Here is a 17,613-nt window from a genome sequence, read left to right as displayed (position 1 = left end):
CAGTACAATCGCCGCCAAACTTTACGCGCCCCCCTTGGTTGATGACGGGATTGCCCCGCCTCAGCGCACTTCGACTCGGGCCAAGCGCTCCGGCTGCACCCTCGCTACTCAGCACGCTTCGCAGGAAAAACCTTTGATTTCTACAGCTAACATCACCATGCAGTTCGGCGCCAAGCCGCTGTTTGAAAACGTTTCGGTCAAATTCAATGGCGGCAACCGCTACGGCCTGATCGGCGCCAACGGTTGCGGCAAGTCAACCTTCATGAAGATCCTCGGCGGCGACCTCGAGCCATCCGGCGGCCAGGTCATGCTGGAGCCGAATGTACGCTTGGGTAAATTGCGCCAGGATCAGTTCGCCTACGAAGAATTCACCGTGATCGACACGGTGATCATGGGTCACGAAGAGCTGTGGAAGGTCAAGGCCGAGCGCGATCGCATCTACTCGCTGCCGGAAATGAGCGAAGAAGACGGCATGGCCGTGGCCGAGCTGGAAACCGAGTTCGCCGAGATGGACGGCTACACCGCCGAATCTCGCGCCGGTGAACTGCTGCTGGGTCTGGGCATTCCGCTGGAACAGCACTTCGGCCCGATGACCGAAGTCGCGCCGGGCTGGAAGCTGCGTGTTCTGTTGGCTCAGGCACTGTTCTCCGATCCGGAAGTGCTGCTGCTCGACGAACCGACCAACCACCTGGACATCAACACCATCCGCTGGCTGGAAACGATTTTGACGGCGCGTAACAGCACCATGATCATCATTTCCCACGACCGTCACTTCCTGAACAGCGTCTGCACCCACATGGCCGACCTGGACTACGGCGAGCTGCGTCTGTTCCCGGGCAACTACGACGAGTACATGACCGCGGCGACCCAGTCCCGCGAGCAACTGCTGTCGGACAACGCCAAGAAGAAAGCCCAGATCGCCGAACTGCAAACGTTCGTCAGCCGCTTCTCGGCCAACGCCTCGAAAGCCAAGCAGGCCACTTCCCGCGCCAAGCAGATCGACAAAATCCAGCTGGCCGAGGTCAAGCCATCGAGCCGCGTGAGCCCGTTCATCCGTTTCGAACAGACCAAGAAGCTGCACCGCCAGGCTGTGACCATCGAGCAGATGTCCAAGGGCTTCGACGGCAAGACCCTATTCAAGAACTTCAGCTTCACTGTTGAAGCCGGCGAGCGCGTCGCGATCATCGGTCCGAACGGTATCGGCAAGACCACCCTGCTGCGCACGCTGATGGGCGAACTGACCCCGGACGCAGGTTCGGTGAAGTGGACCGAAAGCGCGGAGCTGGGCTACTACGCTCAGGACCACGCCCACGATTTCGAAGACGACGTCAGCCTGTTCGACTGGATGGGTCAGTGGACTCAGGGCGAGCAAGTGATCCGTGGCACCCTGGGTCGCATGCTGTTCTCCAACGACGAAATCCTCAAGTCGGTGAAAGTGATTTCCGGTGGTGAGCAAGGCCGCATGCTGTTCGGCAAGCTGATCCTGCAAAAGCCGAACGTGCTGGTGATGGACGAACCGACCAACCACCTGGACATGGAATCGATCGAGGCGCTGAACCTGGCGCTGGAAAACTACCCGGGCACGTTGATTTTCGTCAGCCACGACCGTGAGTTCGTATCGTCCCTGGCCACCCGCATCATCGAGCTGAGCCCGAACGGCGTGACCGACTTCAGCGGCACCTACGACGACTACCTGCGCAGCCAAGGCGTGGTGTTCTGAAAACTACTACAAAAAAGCCCTGTCTTTGTGACAGGGCTTTTTTGTTTCACTGTTCACCGGGAAGTCATCACTTTCTTCCCGGCAAAGCTTGGACATTCCAGTAGTTTTGTACGATGCATTTGGAGAATGATTGCATCATCCAAACCACAATCAACATCCACTCACATTAACGAATAGCATACTTAAGGATATAAGAATAAAGACCATTCACCGCAGGCTCTGCAAACTTATGATCAACTTCCAGAGCACCCGACAGGATTGAGTGACATTCAAACACCATCTTCTCCCGACCAAATCGATAAAATATCGCACCGTCTGCAATGTCGGCAAACGCTTTGTAAACACTGGCTACCGCAGCACCGCCCTTATATTCGATACTCACTTTGTTCGACGCAGCGGGTAATGAAACACCACCAATGACGACTGCTTGAGGCACCAGTTCCCCGGTATCTACACAAAGACTACGGCATATCATCTTGCTATTTTTGTCAGTACCGAAACTACGTTCGTACAAGGCTATCTCCGACCCCTTCACCTTGGAGCAGGCTTCCTCGAACGCCGTCAAAACAGCTTTGGCATTCGCCATTCCCGCGTCCAGGTCTCGTAGAGAAACGAAACGCTCCAGTTTGTTGTTCTTTGCGCTGTCCAGCGCTCGTGAAATGGTCGACACATGCGCAAAATCCTTTTTACAAGCGATGACATGAACCTCATATTGATAGCGGCTGGCGTGTTCCCCCTTTTGAAATTCTGCAAACTCGTAAGTTTCAAGGCCAACCTCCATTATGATGCTGTACTTCTCTCGCAGCGCTTTCTCAAAAATCATGCCCCCCAAATCCCTGACAAACTGATCGGTCTTATTGTAGGCAAAGCCCACGCCATTTTTCACGATCTCTTGGTATTGCGGATGAAGGGTCCGGAAATGTGGCTCGTACAGCGGGACATAATTTGAATAGCGACAAGTGTCGAGCAACTCATTGAGCAGATGTGTTTTGCCTGCACCCTCTATGCCGGCAACCACAAGCATTTTTGGCGAAGATTCCTCATCTGAAACTGCCACTCTTTCGTCGAATAACTTCTTTTGCAGTCCAAGAAAAGCGTTTTTTACGTCCTGTTGCGTATAGGAAAATTTGCCAGTCATATTATTAAGTTCCTTCTCAATTGAAATAAGTCCTTTTAAAAATCCGCACTGAAAATCGACAACTACTATTGACAATCGCCAAGCCAATTCAAAAGACAACCAAAGCTAAAACCATTAAATAAAATGAATCAATCCAGAAAGCACAACAATATATTTCAGAAAAAAATCGATAAACGTTCAGGGCGACATCCTACAAAACAAGCAGTGATAGACTACTGGGCAGACACTAATACACTACTTATATAACAAGAAATATCCGCGCTTATTCAACGAACCGCCCTATGCTTGATTTAAGGTTTTCATTTCTATAAACACCCTGTTTCCTATAAACCAGTCATGCTGCCCCTACTGAAAGAACTACCCGGCTCAAGTATGCAAGGTGTCAGTAGTCGGCCCGATCCTTCGGATTCCCACGACACCAACCTGTTCAGCGTGATGTACGATCATTGAAGATGAATAGTTAGCCTGCTTTCTTTTATCTCGGCGCCACGCCATGATGCGGACTCTCCCACCGCCGCCCGCGAACGAGTCCTCATGTCTGCGCAGCAACAGCCACCGCAAAGCTCCCTGGCGATCACCCTGCAGATCGTCTCCATCGTTTTCTATACCTTTATTGCCTTCCTCTGCATCGGCCTGCCGATAGCGGTACTGCCCGGCTACGTGCATGAACAGCTGGATTTCAGCGCCGTGATCGCAGGGCTTGTGATCGGCTCGCAATACTTGGCCACCCTGCTCAGCCGGCCGATGGCCGGGCGCATGTCGGACACCGTCGGCACCAAGCGGGCGATTGTGTATGGCTTGTCGGGGATCGTGCTCAGCGGTGTGCTGACGCTGGTTTCGACGCTGTTACAGAGCTTGCCGCTGTTGAGCCTGTCGATCCTGATTGTCGGTCGCCTGTTGCTGGGGATTGCCCAGGGCTTGATCGGCGTCGGCACCATCAGTTGGTGCATGGGCCAGGTCGGTGCCGAACACACGGCACGCTCGATTTCGTGGAACGGCATCGCGTCCTACGGTGCGATTGCCATCGGCGCGCCATTGGGCGTGGTAATGGTCGCCGATTATGGTTTCGAGAGCCTTGGCATTGCGTTGTCGCTACTCGCGGCCGGCGCCTTGCTGCTGATCCGCAATAAGCCTTCAGTGCCGGTGGTGCGCGGTGAACGCCTGCCGTTCTGGGCGGTGTTCGGACGGATTGCGCCGTTCGGCGCCAGTCTGAGCCTGGCGTCGATTGGCTATGGCACGCTGACCACCTTCATCACCCTGTATTACCTCAATCGCGGCTGGAGCGGCGCTGCGTATTGCCTGACGGTGTTCGGTGTGTGTTTCATCCTTTCGCGGCTGCTCTTCATTTCCGCCATCGGCCGTTTTGGCGGGTTCACTTCGGCGATTGCCTGCATGACCATCGAAACTGTTGGCCTGGTCATGCTGTGGCTGGCGCCCTCGACCGCGTATGCCTTGGTCGGCGCCGGTCTGGCCGGGTTCGGCCTGTCGCTGGTATACCCCGCGCTGGGCGTCGAGGCGATCAAGCAGGTGCCCAACTCCAGTCGCGGCGCCGGGCTGAGTGCCTATGCGGTGTTTTTCGATCTGGCGCTGGCGATTGCCGGGCCGTTGATGGGCGCAGTGGCGTTGAACCTGGGCTATTCGTGGATTTTCTTCAGTGCGGCCGTGCTGTCCGTGACCGGACTCGCGCTGACCTTGCTGCTCAAGCGCCGGGCCATGGCGTAAACGCTCACTGATCCGCCGTCTGCATCCCCGCGCGGGTCGGCCGGCCCAAGGCATGGGAGAAGAACCGCCCGGCCTCGGAAATCAGGTTGCGGTGGATGTCTTCGCGATCCACGCCATCGGCATCGGTGCACAAGGCGGGCATCGCACGAATCTGCTCTTCATTGCATGGCGCCATGAACACGAAGTGCCCCGCCCCGGCCAGCAATTTGAAGTCGGGTGCGGTCGGCAGCTTGCGCGCCAGGGCGGCGGCGTTTTTGTCGAAGGCCACCAGTTTGTCGCCGTCACCGCTGTAGAGCAGCACCGGCACGTGCACACCGGCCAGGGTGTGACGACCAAACTTGAGACTCAGCGGCGCCATCAGCAGCAACGCGTGCACGCGCGGATCGGCCACCGGTTGCAGATCGTCGCGGTCGACAATCAACTCACCCTGAGTGTTGCAGGCGTCGCGGTCGTCCGGGCGCTCCTGGCAGTAACGGCGCAGGCGATCCAGATCCGGCTGCGCGCCGGACAGAATCAACGCCGTTTCGCCGCCCGCCGAATAGCCGATCACGCCAACCTGCTCGGCGTTCACGTACGGCGCGAGCATGCGGTCGCCCAGGGTGGCGGTAATGGCTTCGGAAATCTGGATCGGCCGGCCGTAGAGATTGCTCATCGTGCCGAGGCGGCTGTGATCCTTGGAATTGTCGCCAGGGTGAATCACCGCCACCACCACGAACCCCTTGCGTGCCAGTGACGTAGCCAGGTCGTGCAGCGCCAGCGGCGTGCCGGTGTTGCCGTGAGAGAGCATCAGCATGGGGAAACGGCCAATGGCAACTTTGGTGTCTTCGCCGGCCTCGACCGAATAGCCTTCGAGCAGGCTCAGGTGTTCGCGGTCGCTGGAGGGATAGAACGCGATGGCGCGCATCGGTTGCAGGTCAAGCGGGTCGAGGAACGTCATCTCGTGATAACCGACGCTCCAGCGCGGGTGCTGCCCGGGCGCAGCGTGCACTGAATTCAGGCTGCCGAGCAGGCAAATCAGTAACGCTGCACAAAGACGCATCATGGGATGCCCCACCCTGTTGTTACTCAATCGAAAGATCCGTTGTGTTCGACGCCCGAAATTCGGTACTCCGGCGCGGCGTTGCACTCAGACGTTGATCATCAGACTGCATAACCCGGGCCAGATTATGTAATAGTCAGAAACAAAAAACTCCGTATCTGGCCCTTGCGGAACCAGAATACAGAGTTTTGGGGGATTTGCCTGAACAGGAGCTGTTCTTTACGCAAGCCTTACGCGGCGGCGAACAGCTGCTCGCTGATCTTCGCTTGAGCGGCGCTCATGGCGTTGTTGCGCACTTCTTCACCGTAGGCCAGGCCTTCAGCACGCACAACTTCGATGTCGGTGATGCCGAGGAAGCCAAAGACCAGTTTCAGGTAGTCTTCGTGCGCCACGCCCGAAGCTTGACCGGCGTGGATGCCGCCAGCGGTAGAGACGATCACGACTTTCTTGCCACCGCACAGGCCTTCGGGGCCGGCTTCGGTGTAACGGAAGGTCTGGCCGGCGACGGCGATGCGGTCGATCCAGGCTTTGAGCTGGGTCGGCACGGTGAAGTTGTACATCGGGGCAGCGACGACGATGGCGTCAGCGGCGATGAATTCGGCCAGGGTGGTGGCGCTCAGTTCGGCTTCGTGCTGTTGTGCGGCGTTGCGCAGTTCAGCGGTGGTGCCGGCGGCAACCAGGGTGGTCGACGAGAAGTGGCTGATGGCGTCAGCGGCCAGATCGCGGTAGGTCACGACAGCGCTTGGCTCGGCGGCTTGCCAGGCTTTAGTGACTTGACTGCTCAGCTGACGGGAAGCGGAGTTGTCGCCCAGAATGCTCGAATCGATGTGCAGCAGTTTCATGTGGAATCTCCTGGAATGAATCGCCGGTGGCGACGGAATGGAGACAATCCTACCGACGAAACCAATAGCTGATTAGACGGCAACAATGCGATAGTTTGTCCCACTGATAGAACAGTCGGGTTTCTCCATGCAAGACCTCAACGATCTCTACTATTTCGCCAAAGTGGTCGAGGCAGGCGGTTTCGCCGCCGCCGGCCGCTTGCTCGGCATTCCCAAGTCACGGCTCTCGCGGCGCATCGCCGAGCTGGAAGAACGCCTCGGCGCACGTTTGCTGCAACGCACCACCCGCCAATTGAAGCTGACGGCGGTCGGCGAACGCTATCTGCGTCACTGTCAGGCCATGCTGCTGGAAGCGGAAATGGCCGATGAAACAGTGGCCAGCATGTCCAGCGAGCCTCGCGGACGCTTGCGGGTTTCCAGTCCCACGGGGCTGGCCCATGAAATGCTGCCGGTGGTGATCAGCAATTTCCTTGGCAAATACCCTCAGGTGCAGCTGGAAGTCACCCTGATCAATCGACGGGTCGACCTGATCACCGAAGGCATCGACGTGGCCCTGCGCGTGCGCGAACACGGCGATGAAGAACCGATGCTGGTGACCCGCCGCCTGCGTCAGGCGCAGATGGTGGTGGTCGCAAGCCCTTCCTTTATGCAGGGCGTGGAAATCAATCATCCGCAGGACCTGAAGAACCTGCCGGTGCTGGGCGCCCTGGAGGCCGATCGCATGGTGCATGTGCGCCTGCTCGATCAGCACGGCAAGAGTTGCGATCTGGCGCTGGAAGCCCGGCTTGGCATCGACGATTTCATCGTGCGCAAGGCCTGTGTGTTGGCCGGCCAGGGTTTCACCCTGCTGCCGATGATGTATTGCGAAACGGAACTGAACAACGGCACGCTGGTGCAGTTGTTGCCGGATTGGTCACTGCCCGGCGGCTGGCTGCAAGCGGTGTATCCGCATCGGCGCGGGGTGATGCCGGCGGTGCGCGCGTGGATCGATCATCTGGTCGAATCGTTCAATGCCTGTGGAGAACGGCTGTTATGAAACAAGGAAAGATGAGCGAACAGGATGTCGCGGACTTCTGCCTGGCCCTGCCCGGTGCCAGGGAAGACTACAAATGGGGTGGCGTGCGAGTGTTTTCGATTGCCGGCAACAAGATGTTCGCCTTGCAGGGGCTGCGCGGTGATTCGCTGGCGTTCAAGGTCGACAAGGACCTGTTTCTCGGTCATTGCGACCGGCCGGGCATTCACCCGGCGCCGTACCTTGCCCGGGCGCAATGGATCATCATGCACCCGCCCTACCCGCTGGGCGCCGAGGAACTGCAAGGCTTGCTGCAGCGTTCCCACCAACTGGTGGTCAGCAAGCTGCCCAAGCGCTTGCAGGTCGGGCTGCTGCTTTAGAACAACGCCAGGAGGTTCGAACCGAGAAACAACTGATCGATCCAGAACACCTGATGCAAAGCCACAATCATCCAGAACAACACCTGAAACGACACCTTGCGCGTCTTGTGCCGGAAGACCTGCTGGGCGATCAACGCGCCCGGCCAGCCACCGGCCAGTTCCACCGCGTGCAGGATGTTTTCCGGTGTGCGCCAAGCGTCGGCGCGGGCCTTGCGCTTGTCCGCCCAGTACAGGAAAAACGCCAGCACGCTGACCAGCCCGTAGGCCGTCAGCGGTACCAGGGAAATCCCGCGCAGCCACATCGACAATGAGCCGAACAGTGGCAACGCGCAGACGATCAGCAGCACCACCAGCTTCAATTTCAGATGCTGAATATTGCCACCGGAAGGACCGCGATCCGGGCGGCGTGCGCGGGAATCACTCATGGCTGGGCGGCCGTCCAGTCGACCCAGCCGAACTGCCAGGTCGCCAGAATCACCAGACCGAAGACGATCCGGTACCAGGCAAACGCCGCGTAGCTGTGGCTGCCGATGAACTTGAGCAGGCCGCGCACCGCGATCATGGCGAAGATGAACGCGGTGACGAAACCGATGGCGAATACCGGGAAGTCCGCCGGTACGAACAGGTCGCGATACTTGTAGCCCGAATACACCGCCGCACCGACCATGGTCGGCATCGCCAGGAAGAACGAGAACTCGGTGGCGGTCTTGCGCGACAGGCCAAACAACAGGCCGCCGATGATGGTCGAGCCGGAGCGCGAAGTGCCGGGAATCATCGCCAGGCACTGGGCGAAGCCGATCTTCAGCGCATCCGTCCAGCGAATCTCGTCGACCGTTTCGGCGTGCACTTCATGCTGACGCTGTTCGGCCCACAGCATCACGATGCCGCCCACCACCAGCGCGGCGGCCACAGTGATCGGGTTGAACAGGTAGTGGTGAATCAAGTCGGCGAAGACCACACCCAGCACCACGGCGGGCAGGAAGGCGATCAGCAGGTTGGCGGTGAAACGCCGCGCACTCGGCTGGGTCGGCAGGCCAATGACCACGTCGAGAATCTTGCGTCGGAATTCCCAGACCACCGCGAGAATCGCACCAAGCTGGATGATGATGTTGAACGCCATGGCCCGCTCGCCTCCGAAATCGAGCAAGTCGGCAACAATGATCTGGTGTCCGGTACTGGAAATGGGCAAAAACTCCGTCAGCCCTTCTACAACTCCTAGAATCAGTGCCTGCAAGGCCGTCCAAAGATCCATCAATCCCCCAGAGAGCGATGCACAGAGGCATGCCCCGATAGTATTTTTTACGTTCACTGCGTTCAGCGTAGCTGGTTAAAGCTGTACCGATTCCGCGCGCACAGGATCCACACGAAACAGTCAAAATTCCGTGAAAAATCAATTTCGATTCAGGTTTTCACGCGCGGGGCCGAAATCCTAACAGACAAGCCGTAATAGCGCTGCCGCGTTCTACGACTTGGGTCGCGTATGCCCGGTCACCGAAACGTGGTTGGATGCTGGCGGTGGTTTATTACAAGAAAAAGAATCCGGAGTGACAGCGTTATGAACAGCTTGCGCAGTGTGTCGATCAGCCGACGCTTGTGGCTCATCTTGATTGTGGCCGTGGTCATGCTGTTGACGTTGGGCGTGTTGATGCTCAAGCAGATCCATGATGACCTCTACCACGCCAAGGCCCAGAAAACCCAGCATGTGGTGCAGACCGCCAGCGGTTTGCTGACTTACTACCAAGGCCTCGAAGCCGCAGGAACCCTGACCCGCGATGTGGCACAGAAACAGGCGCTGACCGCGATCCGTGGCCTGCGCTATGACCAGAATGACTATTTCTGGATCAACGACCTCACGCCCGTGATGGTCATGCACCCGACCAATCCCAAGCTCGAAGGCCAGAACCTCTCGGCGATCCGCGACCCGGACGGCTTTGCGGTGTTCAATGAAATGGTCGCCATCGCCAAGGCCAAGGGCGCCGGCATGGTCAACTATCGCTGGCCCAAGCCCGGCGCCAGCGAACCGGTGGCCAAGACCTCGTACGTGAAATTGTTCGAGCCATGGGGCTGGGTCATTGGTTCGGGCGTGTACGTCGATGACGTGCAGGCCGAGTTCCAGGTACAGGTAATCAAGGCGTCGGTGGTTGGGCTGATCATCGCGGTGATCATGGCGCTACTGGTGATCCTGATTGCCCGCAGCATCGTCCGTCCTTTACAGGAAACCGTGAACGCCATGGCCAACATCGCCAGCGGCGAAAGCGATCTGACCCGCAGCCTCGACACCCACGGCCAGGACGAAGTCACTCAGTTGGCCCAGCACTTCAACGCCTTTACCGCCAAGCTACGTCGGGTGATCGGTGAATTGCAGCTGTCCGCCAGTGCATTGGGCCAATCGTCCAGCGAGCTGGGCAACGATGCTGCGCAGGCCCAGCAACGCAGCCAGCAGCAGTCGCAGCAGATGGAGCTGGTTGCCACTGCCGTCAACGAAGTGACCTACGGCGTACAGGACGTAGCGAAGAACGCCGAACACGCCGCCAGCGAAATGCGTGACGCCGAAGCCCAGGCCCAGCAGGGCCAGATCAACATCGACGGCAGCCTGCAACAGATCGACAAGCTCTCCGGCACCATCGATCAAGCGGTGGAAGTCATCCGCACGCTGGCGACTGAAAGCACGCAGATCGGCAGCGTGCTGGAGGTGATCCGCTCGATCGCCGAGCAGACCAACCTGCTGGCCCTCAACGCCGCCATTGAAGCGGCTCGGGCCGGCGAACAGGGTCGCGGTTTTGCGGTGGTGGCCGACGAAGTGCGTTTGTTGGCGCAGCGCACGCAAAAGTCCACGGCGGAAATCCAGACGATGATCGAACGCCTGCAAAACCACTCCGAAGCCGCCGTAAAGGTGATCGGCGACAGCAGCAAGGCTTCGCAACTGACCATCGAACAGGCGGGTCTGGCCAGCGCCAGTCTGAATGCGATCGGCCAGGCCCTGCGTAACCTCAATGGCCTGAACGCCTCGATTGCCAGCGCAACGCTGCAACAGGCGCATGTGGTCGAGGACATCAACCAGAACGTCACCCAAGCGGCGGGCCTGTCCCACAGCACCGCACTGGCGGCCGAGCAGTCGAGCGTGGCGAGTGTGAAACTCGGCCAGCTCAGCGAACAACTGAACGGGCTGCTGCGCCAGTTCCGCGTCTGATCCCTGCAACAGGTGGGAACTCGTTTCCCACCTGTTTTTCGGTACAATCCGCCCCCCTCTTTTATTCCCCCCCAAGGAACCTGCATGTCCGGGCTTGAACTGTTTGCGGCCGCCCTAGGCGTGATCGCCGTGTGGCTCACGGTCAAACAGAATCCGTGGTGCTGGCCGATCGGGCTGGTCATGGTGTCGCTCTACACCTGGGTGTTCTTCGAGGTGAAGCTGTATTCGGACATGCTGCTGCAGGTGGTTTATGCCGGGCTGCAAATCTATGGCTGGTGGCAATGGACACGGGCCGGGACGATGCATGACGGGCGCGAAGTCACCCGGCTCGACAATCGCTCGATTGCGCAGGGCCTGGCCATCGGTGCGGTGGGCAGTCTGCTGCTGGGCGCGGCCATGGCCCATTGGACCGACGCGGCGCAACCGTGGCTCGACGCCGCGCTGACCGGCTTTAGCCTGGTCGCGCAGTTCTGGATGGCCCACAAACGCCTGCAATGCTGGGCGTTGTGGTTCGTGCTGGATGTGATCTTCGTCGGGCTGTTCCTCTATAAAGGGCTGTACCTCACGGCGGCGCTGTATGCCCTGTTCACCCTGATCGCGGTGCAAGGCTGGCGCGAATGGCGTGCCGACCCGGCGTTACAACGATGAAAGTGATTGTTCTGACCGGTCCCGAGTCCACGGGCAAGAGCTGGCTGGCCGCCGGAATTCAACAGCAGTTCGGCGGTTTGCGGGTGGACGAATATGTGCGCTGGTTCATCGAGCAGAACGCACGCGATACCTGCCTCGCCGACATCCCGGAAATCGCGCGCGGCCAGTTGCAGTGGGAAGACGCAGCACGCGCGCAGCAGCCGCGACTGCTGATTCTCGACACGCATTTGCTGAGCAACATGCTGTGGAGCCAGACGTTATTCGGCGAGTGCCCGCCCTGGCTGGAAACCGAGTTGCTGGCCCGTCATTACGACCTGCACCTGCTCCTGTCCCCGGAGCAGATCGAATGGACGGACGACGGTCAGCGCTGCCAGCCCGACTTGAGCGAACGACTCGCGTTCTATCAGGCGACCCGGACGTGGCTGGAAAACCATCGCCAACCCTTGCAGATCATCAATGGCAACTGGGCCGAACGCCAGCAGCGGGCCTTCGACGCGGTGCACAGCCTGCTCGCGGACTGACCCGATTTGCGGGGCGTTTGACCCGCTGTATCCCCCTGGTTTGGGGGAAAAGTGTCCGTTCCTGAAACACTCCTTCAGGTGCAAAGTGCCCGTCTCAAGGCCCTTCATCCCTTTGTCATCCGACTTGTTACGCCGCTGAAACACCTGCGCGCAAACCCTTGGTCCAGAGCTTTGCGCTGTCTTTAAAGGGTTGCGCAGGCAGTGTTTTGTTTCATCGATGAAACAGCTGTTGTATCAGCCCCACGCTCAATCCACTCAACACATTGAAACGAAAAGACATTTCAAAAGCGGCACAGCTTTCGCTCTCTCCTTCACAACGCTGAACAGGCTCAGCCCACTGAAGAAGGAATTGCCGTCGTGGGGAATATCAAAAAAGCCTTTACTTGCCTTCTGCTGATCGGATCAGCCGCCAGCCCCTTTCTCAGTTTCAACGTTCAGGCCGAAGGCAATGGCGTGATCGTGCTCAATCGTGATGTCCAGCCGATCCCGATCGGTCGCAGCGGTGGCAAAGATCCGTACCCCACCACCGTCAATGCCAATCCTTCGGGCCGCATCGATCAGGCGATGACCAGCACCGAACTCAACGACGGTGAATTTGCCAGTGTAGCCAGCGGATCCTCGATTCGCGGAAGTATCACCACCCCGACTTCGAACATCCCCGGCATGAACACTGTGACCAATCCGAATGGCTTGCCTGGTATGGGAGGCGGTCACGGCGGCGGTGCCGGCGGCTCGATCTCCAATACCGTCAACCGTGCCATGAGCTCCGGTCTTGCCCCTCTGACTCGCATGGCTGGAGGCCAATAAATGAATCGCTCTCTGCTCCTGCTCGCCCTCCTCGGCTGCACCAGCGCAATGGCTGACCCGAGTTCCGTGAACAACGCGAACATTCAGGAAACCGGCATCCAGTATCGCGGCAACTACAACGTCAACCAGGCGGCCGGCGACCAGATGCAACAGACCAACACCAAAGCAATCGCCATTGGCACCAATGCCAGCGCGACCACCAGTGTCATCCAGCACATCAACACGCCCGCCGACCGTACGGGCAATGCCAGCGCCAACATCGGCGGCAACTCTTTCACTAACGGCAACGGGATCCTGGGCGTGAACCAGGGCGCCGGGGCCAATAACCAGATGGCCAACGTGACGCGCGTCAGCATCAGTGCTGCCCCGCAGAGCGTTGACGATAGCGCCCTTTCTCAACAGAACGTGGCGTTGTTACCGAGCTCAGGAGCAACTGGTACCTCACCCGGCAGTCGCCAGGTCACGACAAGTGATCAGGCCTTCACCGGCAGCCGAGGGGTAATCCAGGTGAACCAGAGTGCCGGGGTGGGGAACCGAATGGCTAACACCCTGAGCATCCGGGTCGCTGACTGACCCAAACAACAAAAGCAGTGCAATTAGAAAGTACCAACACTTAACCAACTAATAAGCACGACGGAGAAACACCATGAAACCTACAATGGCCCTCAAACCACTGGTTTTCGCACTCGCAGCAGTGATGGCAATCGCAGCACAGGCAGGCGGTCGTGATGATAATCACGGTCATGGTAACGGGCATGGCAACCATGAACCAAAAGGCCCAACCCTGGAACAACTGCTGCAAATCGGCGCTGGCGCCGGGGCGGCAGTGCTCGACACGCAAAGCAGCTCTGGCAACCTGGTCGGCAACCAAGGCACCAAAAATGATGCCAACGTCAACAACTCGGCCAATGGCACCAACGGCAACGTTGGCATGAACAACACCGCCGGCGATGGCAACCAGCAAGACAATGCCGCCGCTCTGGCAACTGCCGATGAAAGTTTCATCTTCGGCTCTGCGGTGTCGGTCTCCAGCGCAACTCAAGTCAACACCAACAACGCCGTTGCGAACTACTCCACCACCAACAACGCCAACCTCAACAACGTAGGTAACGGCGGTTCCGGCAACATTGGCGTGAACAACAGTGCCGGCAACTTCAACCAACAGAAAAACAACCTGGCAATTGCTGTATCGGGTGGTCGTGTAGCTAACGCCGCTGCTGCTGCGAACCAAAGCTCCACTGGCCTGACCGTAGCCAACAACGGCACTCAAACCTACAAAAAAGATACCCTCACCGGTACTTTCGCCGGGGCTGGCGCGTTCTACGCGAAGGGCACTGCAAAAATCGAAGACGACGATCACGGTCATGGCGGATATGGCAATAACGACAGAGGCCATGGTGGCGACAAAGATCAAAAAGCCAAATTCGAAGCAGTGGGCGTATTCGGCCTGGCAGGTGTGACCACTCAACAAGTGATGACCCCTGATGGCTGGAAAAACCCTGTGACCAACAACGCTTCCATCTCCAATGTTGGTAACAACTTCTCGGGTAACGCTGGTTACAACAACGCCGCTGGTGTTGGCAACCAACAAAGCAACTCGCTGTCCATCGCCGCAGGTTGCAAAGCCTGCATGTAATCGCGATCGAAACGAAAGCCCCGGAAACGGGGCTTTTCCTCAGTCCGCAAAGGCGTATCGATCATGCGTAAGACTGCCCTCCTCGCTATGCTTTGCTTCTGCGGCCTGACCCAGGCTGCCCAGATGCCCGTTGCCGCCCTGCCTGGCGGCACACTCGTCTACAAGAACGTGCAAAGCATTCGTGAGCGCAAGTTTGCCGACATCGTCGAACAGAAAACCGACTTCAGCTGCGGCGCCGCCGCACTGGCAACGGTATTGCGCCAGGCTTATTGGCTCGACGTCGATGAGGAGCACATCATCAAAGGCATGCTGGTCAACGCTGACCAGGACCTTGTTCGTACTCAAGGTTTCTCCATGCTCGACATGAAGCGCTACATAGAAAGCATCGGCATGCGCGCCAGGGGCTACAAGATTCCACCGGAAAAGCTCGACGCAGTCACGATCCCGGTGGTGGTACTGATGGAAATTCGCGGCTACAAGCATTTCGTGGTGATGCAGCGGGCGGACAAGGATTGGGTTTACATCGGAGACCCGGTTTTAGGACACAAACGCTACTCCCATGATGACTTTGTCAAAGGTTGGAACGGTATTGTCTTTGCCATCGTCGGCCCCGGATATGACAAGGCCAATGCCTTGCGCAGCCCACCGGTACCGGTAACGGCCAAAAACAAGCTGGATGCCTTCAACCCGGTCAAAGATGCTGAATTGATGGACTTCGGGTTCATACAGAGCGACTTCTTTTAATCGCCGATTACAAGAGTGGGGCTGGATGTCCCGGGAGCAGCAGATGAAAACCTCATACTGGCTGGCCGCCGCCTGCCTGGCAGCGAGCGCGTCAGGCTATGCCAATGCAGGATTCAAACCCATCGAAATCAAGGACCAGGAGCTCGCAGAGCTGCGCGGTCGTTATGTCATGCCGGGCCGGATCATCAGCTTCGGTGTCGTCATGAGCAGTACCTGGCGCAACGCCAGTGGAGATCTGATCGGGGCATCGGCCTCGATGCAATTGCAGGCCGCTTCGGTCAAACCTGAATTCTACGTCTCGACCATCAAGGAACACGGCAATGGCAGTACCCCGGAACTGGGGACTGGCTCGGTCGTGGGTGGCGCGGGACTCAACTCAAGCCAGGGCGTGACGCAGAGTGTGCGCGCCGCTGGCGACGGCAACTCCGCCTACAACAACGTTGCGATCAACGTCAAAGAAGCCAGCCAGGCACCTGCACTGATGCCTGCCCAGGGCCAGGCCTTGATGGCCGGCCAGACCATTTCCGGCAGCAATGGCGCCGGCAGTGTCGCGGTTTCAGCCACAAATGGCGGCGTTCAAATGGCCATTCAGGCCTCCGGCAATCAGGGGACAGCCTTGCAACAGGTCGCCCAGGGCGGACTGCTGCAAAACACCCGTTTGCTCGGTAACGCAAACGTAGTCAACAACCTGACACAACTCAACGTTGTCCTTAACAATAACGGCATGAGTGCCGGCGCACTGGACTGCAACCTGACTCAACTCAGGGCACTACGCAATATCGGATATTGAACTACGCTGAGTCTCGATCATTGGGCTTAAAGGGACGGCTTATTCATGTATCGATCAGTATCACTGCGTGCTGCTGTATGTTTGAGTACTCTTCTACCCGCGGCAATGTTGCAAGCTGCACCCGACGCCGATGTAGAAGCCCTGAAACAGGAACTTCTGGAGCTTAAGCAACGATACGAAGTACAACAGAAAGCCCTGGCGGTGCTCGAACAGCGAGTCCGCCAGGTCGAAGAGCAACCCGCTTCTCCACCCCCCAAACGCTTGGCCAAATCGCCTTCGGACATGAAAGGCAACCGGGTCGCCACCGGCACCGGGGCTGCAGCAGCGTCGGGGGGCGCCGCCGGGGGCAGTGGCGCATCCTATGGCCAGTCGCTTGCCGACGATTCACAACCGGCACAGAGTGTGTCCAACCTGTACGACGAAGCCAGCGGCTTCTTTGGCGGCGGCAAGTTCAGCTTTGAAACCGGCGTGACCTATTCACGCTATGACACCCGCCAGCTGATCCTCAACGGCTTCCTCGCCCTGGACTCGATTTTTCTCGGCAACATCAACCTCGACCGGATCAAGGCCGATACCTGGACCCTCGACCTGACGGGACGCTACAACTTCGACAACCGCTGGCAGTTCGATCTGAACGTGCCGGTGGTCTACCGCGAATCGACCTATCAGTCCGGCGGCGGCAACGGCGGCGCCTCCAACGTCACCACCGAACAGGACGTCAGCCGCGACCCGACTCTCGGCGACGTCAACTTCGGCATTGCGTACAAGTTCCTGGACGAGTCGGTCAACACCCCGGACGCCGTGGTTTCCTTGCGGGTCAAGGCGCCAACCGGCAAGGACCCGTTCGGGATCAAGCTGCGCCAGACCGATGCCAACTCGAACCTGTTCGTGCCTGACACCCTGCCCACCGGCAACGGCGTCTGGTCGATCACCCCGGGCATCTCGCTGGTCAAGACGTTTGACCCGGCCGTGCTGTTCGGCAGCCTGTCCTACACCCATAACTTCGAGGAGTCGTTCGACGACATCAGTTCGACCGTCAACCAGAAAAACCCGGGCAAGGTACGCATCGGCGACAGCTTCCAGATTGGCGCGGGTGTTGCCTTCGCACTGAACGAGAAGATGAGTATGTCGTTCTCCGTATCCGACCTGGTGCAACGCAAGAGCAAGCTGAAACAGGATGGAGGGGATTGGGAATCGGTGGTGTCCAGCGACGCCAACGCCGGTTACTTCAACGTCGGCATGACCATCGCGGCCACCGACAACCTGACCATCGTGCCCAACCTGTCCATCGGCATGACGGACGATGCCCCGGACTTCTCCTTCAGCCTGAAATTCCCGTACTACTTCTAACCGCAATACCATAAAAAGACCCGCTGCGATGAAAGTCGCAGCGGGTCTTTTCAGCTTCCCTGGACAGGAAGCAC

18 protein-coding genes are annotated in these 17,613 nt (G+C 58.5%); 13 read left to right on the top strand and 5 right to left on the bottom strand.

Features of this window, described 5'->3' with window-relative positions; all coding sequences use genetic code 11:
• Positions 1 to 133: 133 nt before the first annotated feature.
• Positions 134 to 1,720, top strand: a complete 1,587-nt coding sequence (locus ACM6JM_RS08855; RefSeq protein ID WP_039768209.1) for an ABC-F family ATPase — start codon at positions 134 to 136, stop codon at positions 1,718 to 1,720.
• Between the two features lie 166 nt (positions 1,721 to 1,886).
• Here ACM6JM_RS08855 and ACM6JM_RS08850 read toward each other — a convergent pair whose 3' ends face one another.
• Entirely contained in the window at positions 1,887 to 2,858 is a 972-nt protein-coding gene (locus ACM6JM_RS08850; RefSeq protein ID WP_052266545.1) for a zeta toxin family protein, read from the bottom strand.
• 534 nt (positions 2,859 to 3,392) lie between these two features.
• Between ACM6JM_RS08850 and ACM6JM_RS08845 the strand changes: the two genes are divergently transcribed.
• Positions 3,393 to 4,580: an MFS transporter gene (locus tag ACM6JM_RS08845; protein WP_103386128.1), complete on the top strand. Its 1,188-nt coding sequence runs from the start codon at positions 3,393 to 3,395 to the stop codon at positions 4,578 to 4,580.
• Positions 4,581 to 4,584: 4 nt separating this feature from the next.
• On the opposite strand, the gene ACM6JM_RS08840 is transcribed toward ACM6JM_RS08845, so the two are convergent.
• Positions 4,585 to 5,622, bottom strand: a complete 1,038-nt coding sequence (locus tag ACM6JM_RS08840) for an alpha/beta hydrolase family protein (protein ID WP_085667081.1) — start codon at positions 5,620 to 5,622, stop codon at positions 4,585 to 4,587.
• Positions 5,623 to 5,849: 227 nt separating this feature from the next.
• Positions 5,850 to 6,461 carry an FMN-dependent NADH-azoreductase gene (locus ACM6JM_RS08835; protein ID WP_039768205.1) on the bottom strand — a complete coding sequence of 204 codons (612 nt, stop codon included), beginning with the start codon at positions 6,459 to 6,461 and terminating at the stop codon, positions 5,850 to 5,852.
• A 127-nt stretch (positions 6,462 to 6,588) separates the two neighbouring features.
• Here ACM6JM_RS08835 and ACM6JM_RS08830 point away from each other — a divergent pair, with 127 nt between their 5' ends.
• Both ACM6JM_RS08830 and ACM6JM_RS08825 read left to right on the top strand, forming a co-directional pair.
• The gene (locus tag ACM6JM_RS08830) at positions 6,589 to 7,497 is read left to right on the top strand and encodes a LysR substrate-binding domain-containing protein (protein WP_064596388.1); all 909 of its coding nucleotides are present in this window, start codon (positions 6,589 to 6,591) and stop codon (positions 7,495 to 7,497) included.
• On the top strand, positions 7,494 to 7,853 hold the full coding sequence (locus ACM6JM_RS08825) for an MmcQ/YjbR family DNA-binding protein (RefSeq protein WP_039768203.1): 360 nt from the start codon (positions 7,494 to 7,496) through the stop codon (positions 7,851 to 7,853). Before ACM6JM_RS08830 ends, ACM6JM_RS08825 begins: the two co-directional genes overlap by 4 nt.
• Here ACM6JM_RS08825 and ACM6JM_RS08820 read toward each other — a convergent pair.
• Together ACM6JM_RS08820 and ACM6JM_RS08815 are read right to left on the bottom strand one after the other, a co-directional pair.
• Positions 7,850 to 8,278 carry a DUF1294 domain-containing protein gene (locus ACM6JM_RS08820; RefSeq protein WP_039768201.1) on the bottom strand — a complete coding sequence of 143 codons (429 nt, stop codon included), beginning with the start codon at positions 8,276 to 8,278 and terminating at the stop codon, positions 7,850 to 7,852. The two genes, ACM6JM_RS08825 and ACM6JM_RS08820, sit on opposite strands and share 4 nt — an antisense overlap.
• Complete coding sequence (locus ACM6JM_RS08815; protein ID WP_085667083.1) at positions 8,275 to 9,105, bottom strand: undecaprenyl-diphosphate phosphatase; 831 nt, start codon at positions 9,103 to 9,105, stop codon at positions 8,275 to 8,277. Before ACM6JM_RS08815 ends, ACM6JM_RS08820 begins: the two co-directional genes overlap by 4 nt.
• A 303-nt stretch (positions 9,106 to 9,408) precedes the next feature.
• Between ACM6JM_RS08815 and ACM6JM_RS08810 the strand changes: the two genes are divergently transcribed.
• From ACM6JM_RS08810 to ACM6JM_RS08770, 9 genes are all read left to right on the top strand, one after another.
• Positions 9,409 to 11,043 (top strand): methyl-accepting chemotaxis protein, encoded by a 1,635-nt coding sequence (locus tag ACM6JM_RS08810; RefSeq protein WP_103386129.1) that lies wholly within the window; start codon positions 9,409 to 9,411, stop codon positions 11,041 to 11,043.
• Between the two features lie 84 nt (positions 11,044 to 11,127).
• Positions 11,128 to 11,691: a nicotinamide riboside transporter PnuC gene (gene pnuC / locus ACM6JM_RS08805; RefSeq protein WP_103386130.1), complete on the top strand. Its 564-nt coding sequence runs from the start codon at positions 11,128 to 11,130 to the stop codon at positions 11,689 to 11,691.
• Entirely contained in the window at positions 11,688 to 12,212 is a 525-nt protein-coding gene (locus ACM6JM_RS08800) for an AAA family ATPase (protein WP_103386131.1), read from the top strand. Before pnuC ends, ACM6JM_RS08800 begins: the two co-directional genes overlap by 4 nt.
• A gap of 357 nt (positions 12,213 to 12,569) precedes the next feature.
• Positions 12,570 to 13,019, top strand: a complete 450-nt coding sequence (locus ACM6JM_RS08795) for a hypothetical protein (RefSeq protein ID WP_103386132.1) — start codon at positions 12,570 to 12,572, stop codon at positions 13,017 to 13,019.
• Positions 13,020 to 13,592: an adhesin gene (locus tag ACM6JM_RS08790; protein WP_103386133.1), complete on the top strand. Its 573-nt coding sequence runs from the start codon at positions 13,020 to 13,022 to the stop codon at positions 13,590 to 13,592.
• A 73-nt stretch (positions 13,593 to 13,665) separates the two neighbouring features.
• Positions 13,666 to 14,655: a heme utilization protein gene (locus ACM6JM_RS08785; RefSeq protein WP_103386134.1), complete on the top strand. Its 990-nt coding sequence runs from the start codon at positions 13,666 to 13,668 to the stop codon at positions 14,653 to 14,655.
• 63 nt (positions 14,656 to 14,718) lie between these two features.
• Positions 14,719 to 15,399: a C39 family peptidase gene (locus tag ACM6JM_RS08780; RefSeq protein ID WP_103386135.1), complete on the top strand. Its 681-nt coding sequence runs from the start codon at positions 14,719 to 14,721 to the stop codon at positions 15,397 to 15,399.
• A 43-nt stretch (positions 15,400 to 15,442) separates the two neighbouring features.
• On the top strand, positions 15,443 to 16,189 hold the full coding sequence (locus tag ACM6JM_RS08775; protein ID WP_103386136.1) for a hypothetical protein: 747 nt from the start codon (positions 15,443 to 15,445) through the stop codon (positions 16,187 to 16,189).
• 45 nt (positions 16,190 to 16,234) lie between these two features.
• Positions 16,235 to 17,539, top strand: a complete 1,305-nt coding sequence (locus ACM6JM_RS08770; protein WP_039768189.1) for a transporter — start codon at positions 16,235 to 16,237, stop codon at positions 17,537 to 17,539.
• Positions 17,540 to 17,613 lie beyond the last annotated feature (74 nt).

The organism is Pseudomonas sp. IT-P2, assembly GCF_949767575.1.
GTDB classification, from domain to species: domain Bacteria; phylum Pseudomonadota; class Gammaproteobacteria; order Pseudomonadales; family Pseudomonadaceae; genus Aquipseudomonas; species Aquipseudomonas pharyngis.
Note: the sequence above shows the minus strand (reverse complement) of the source record. Positions and strands in the feature narration are given on the sequence as shown.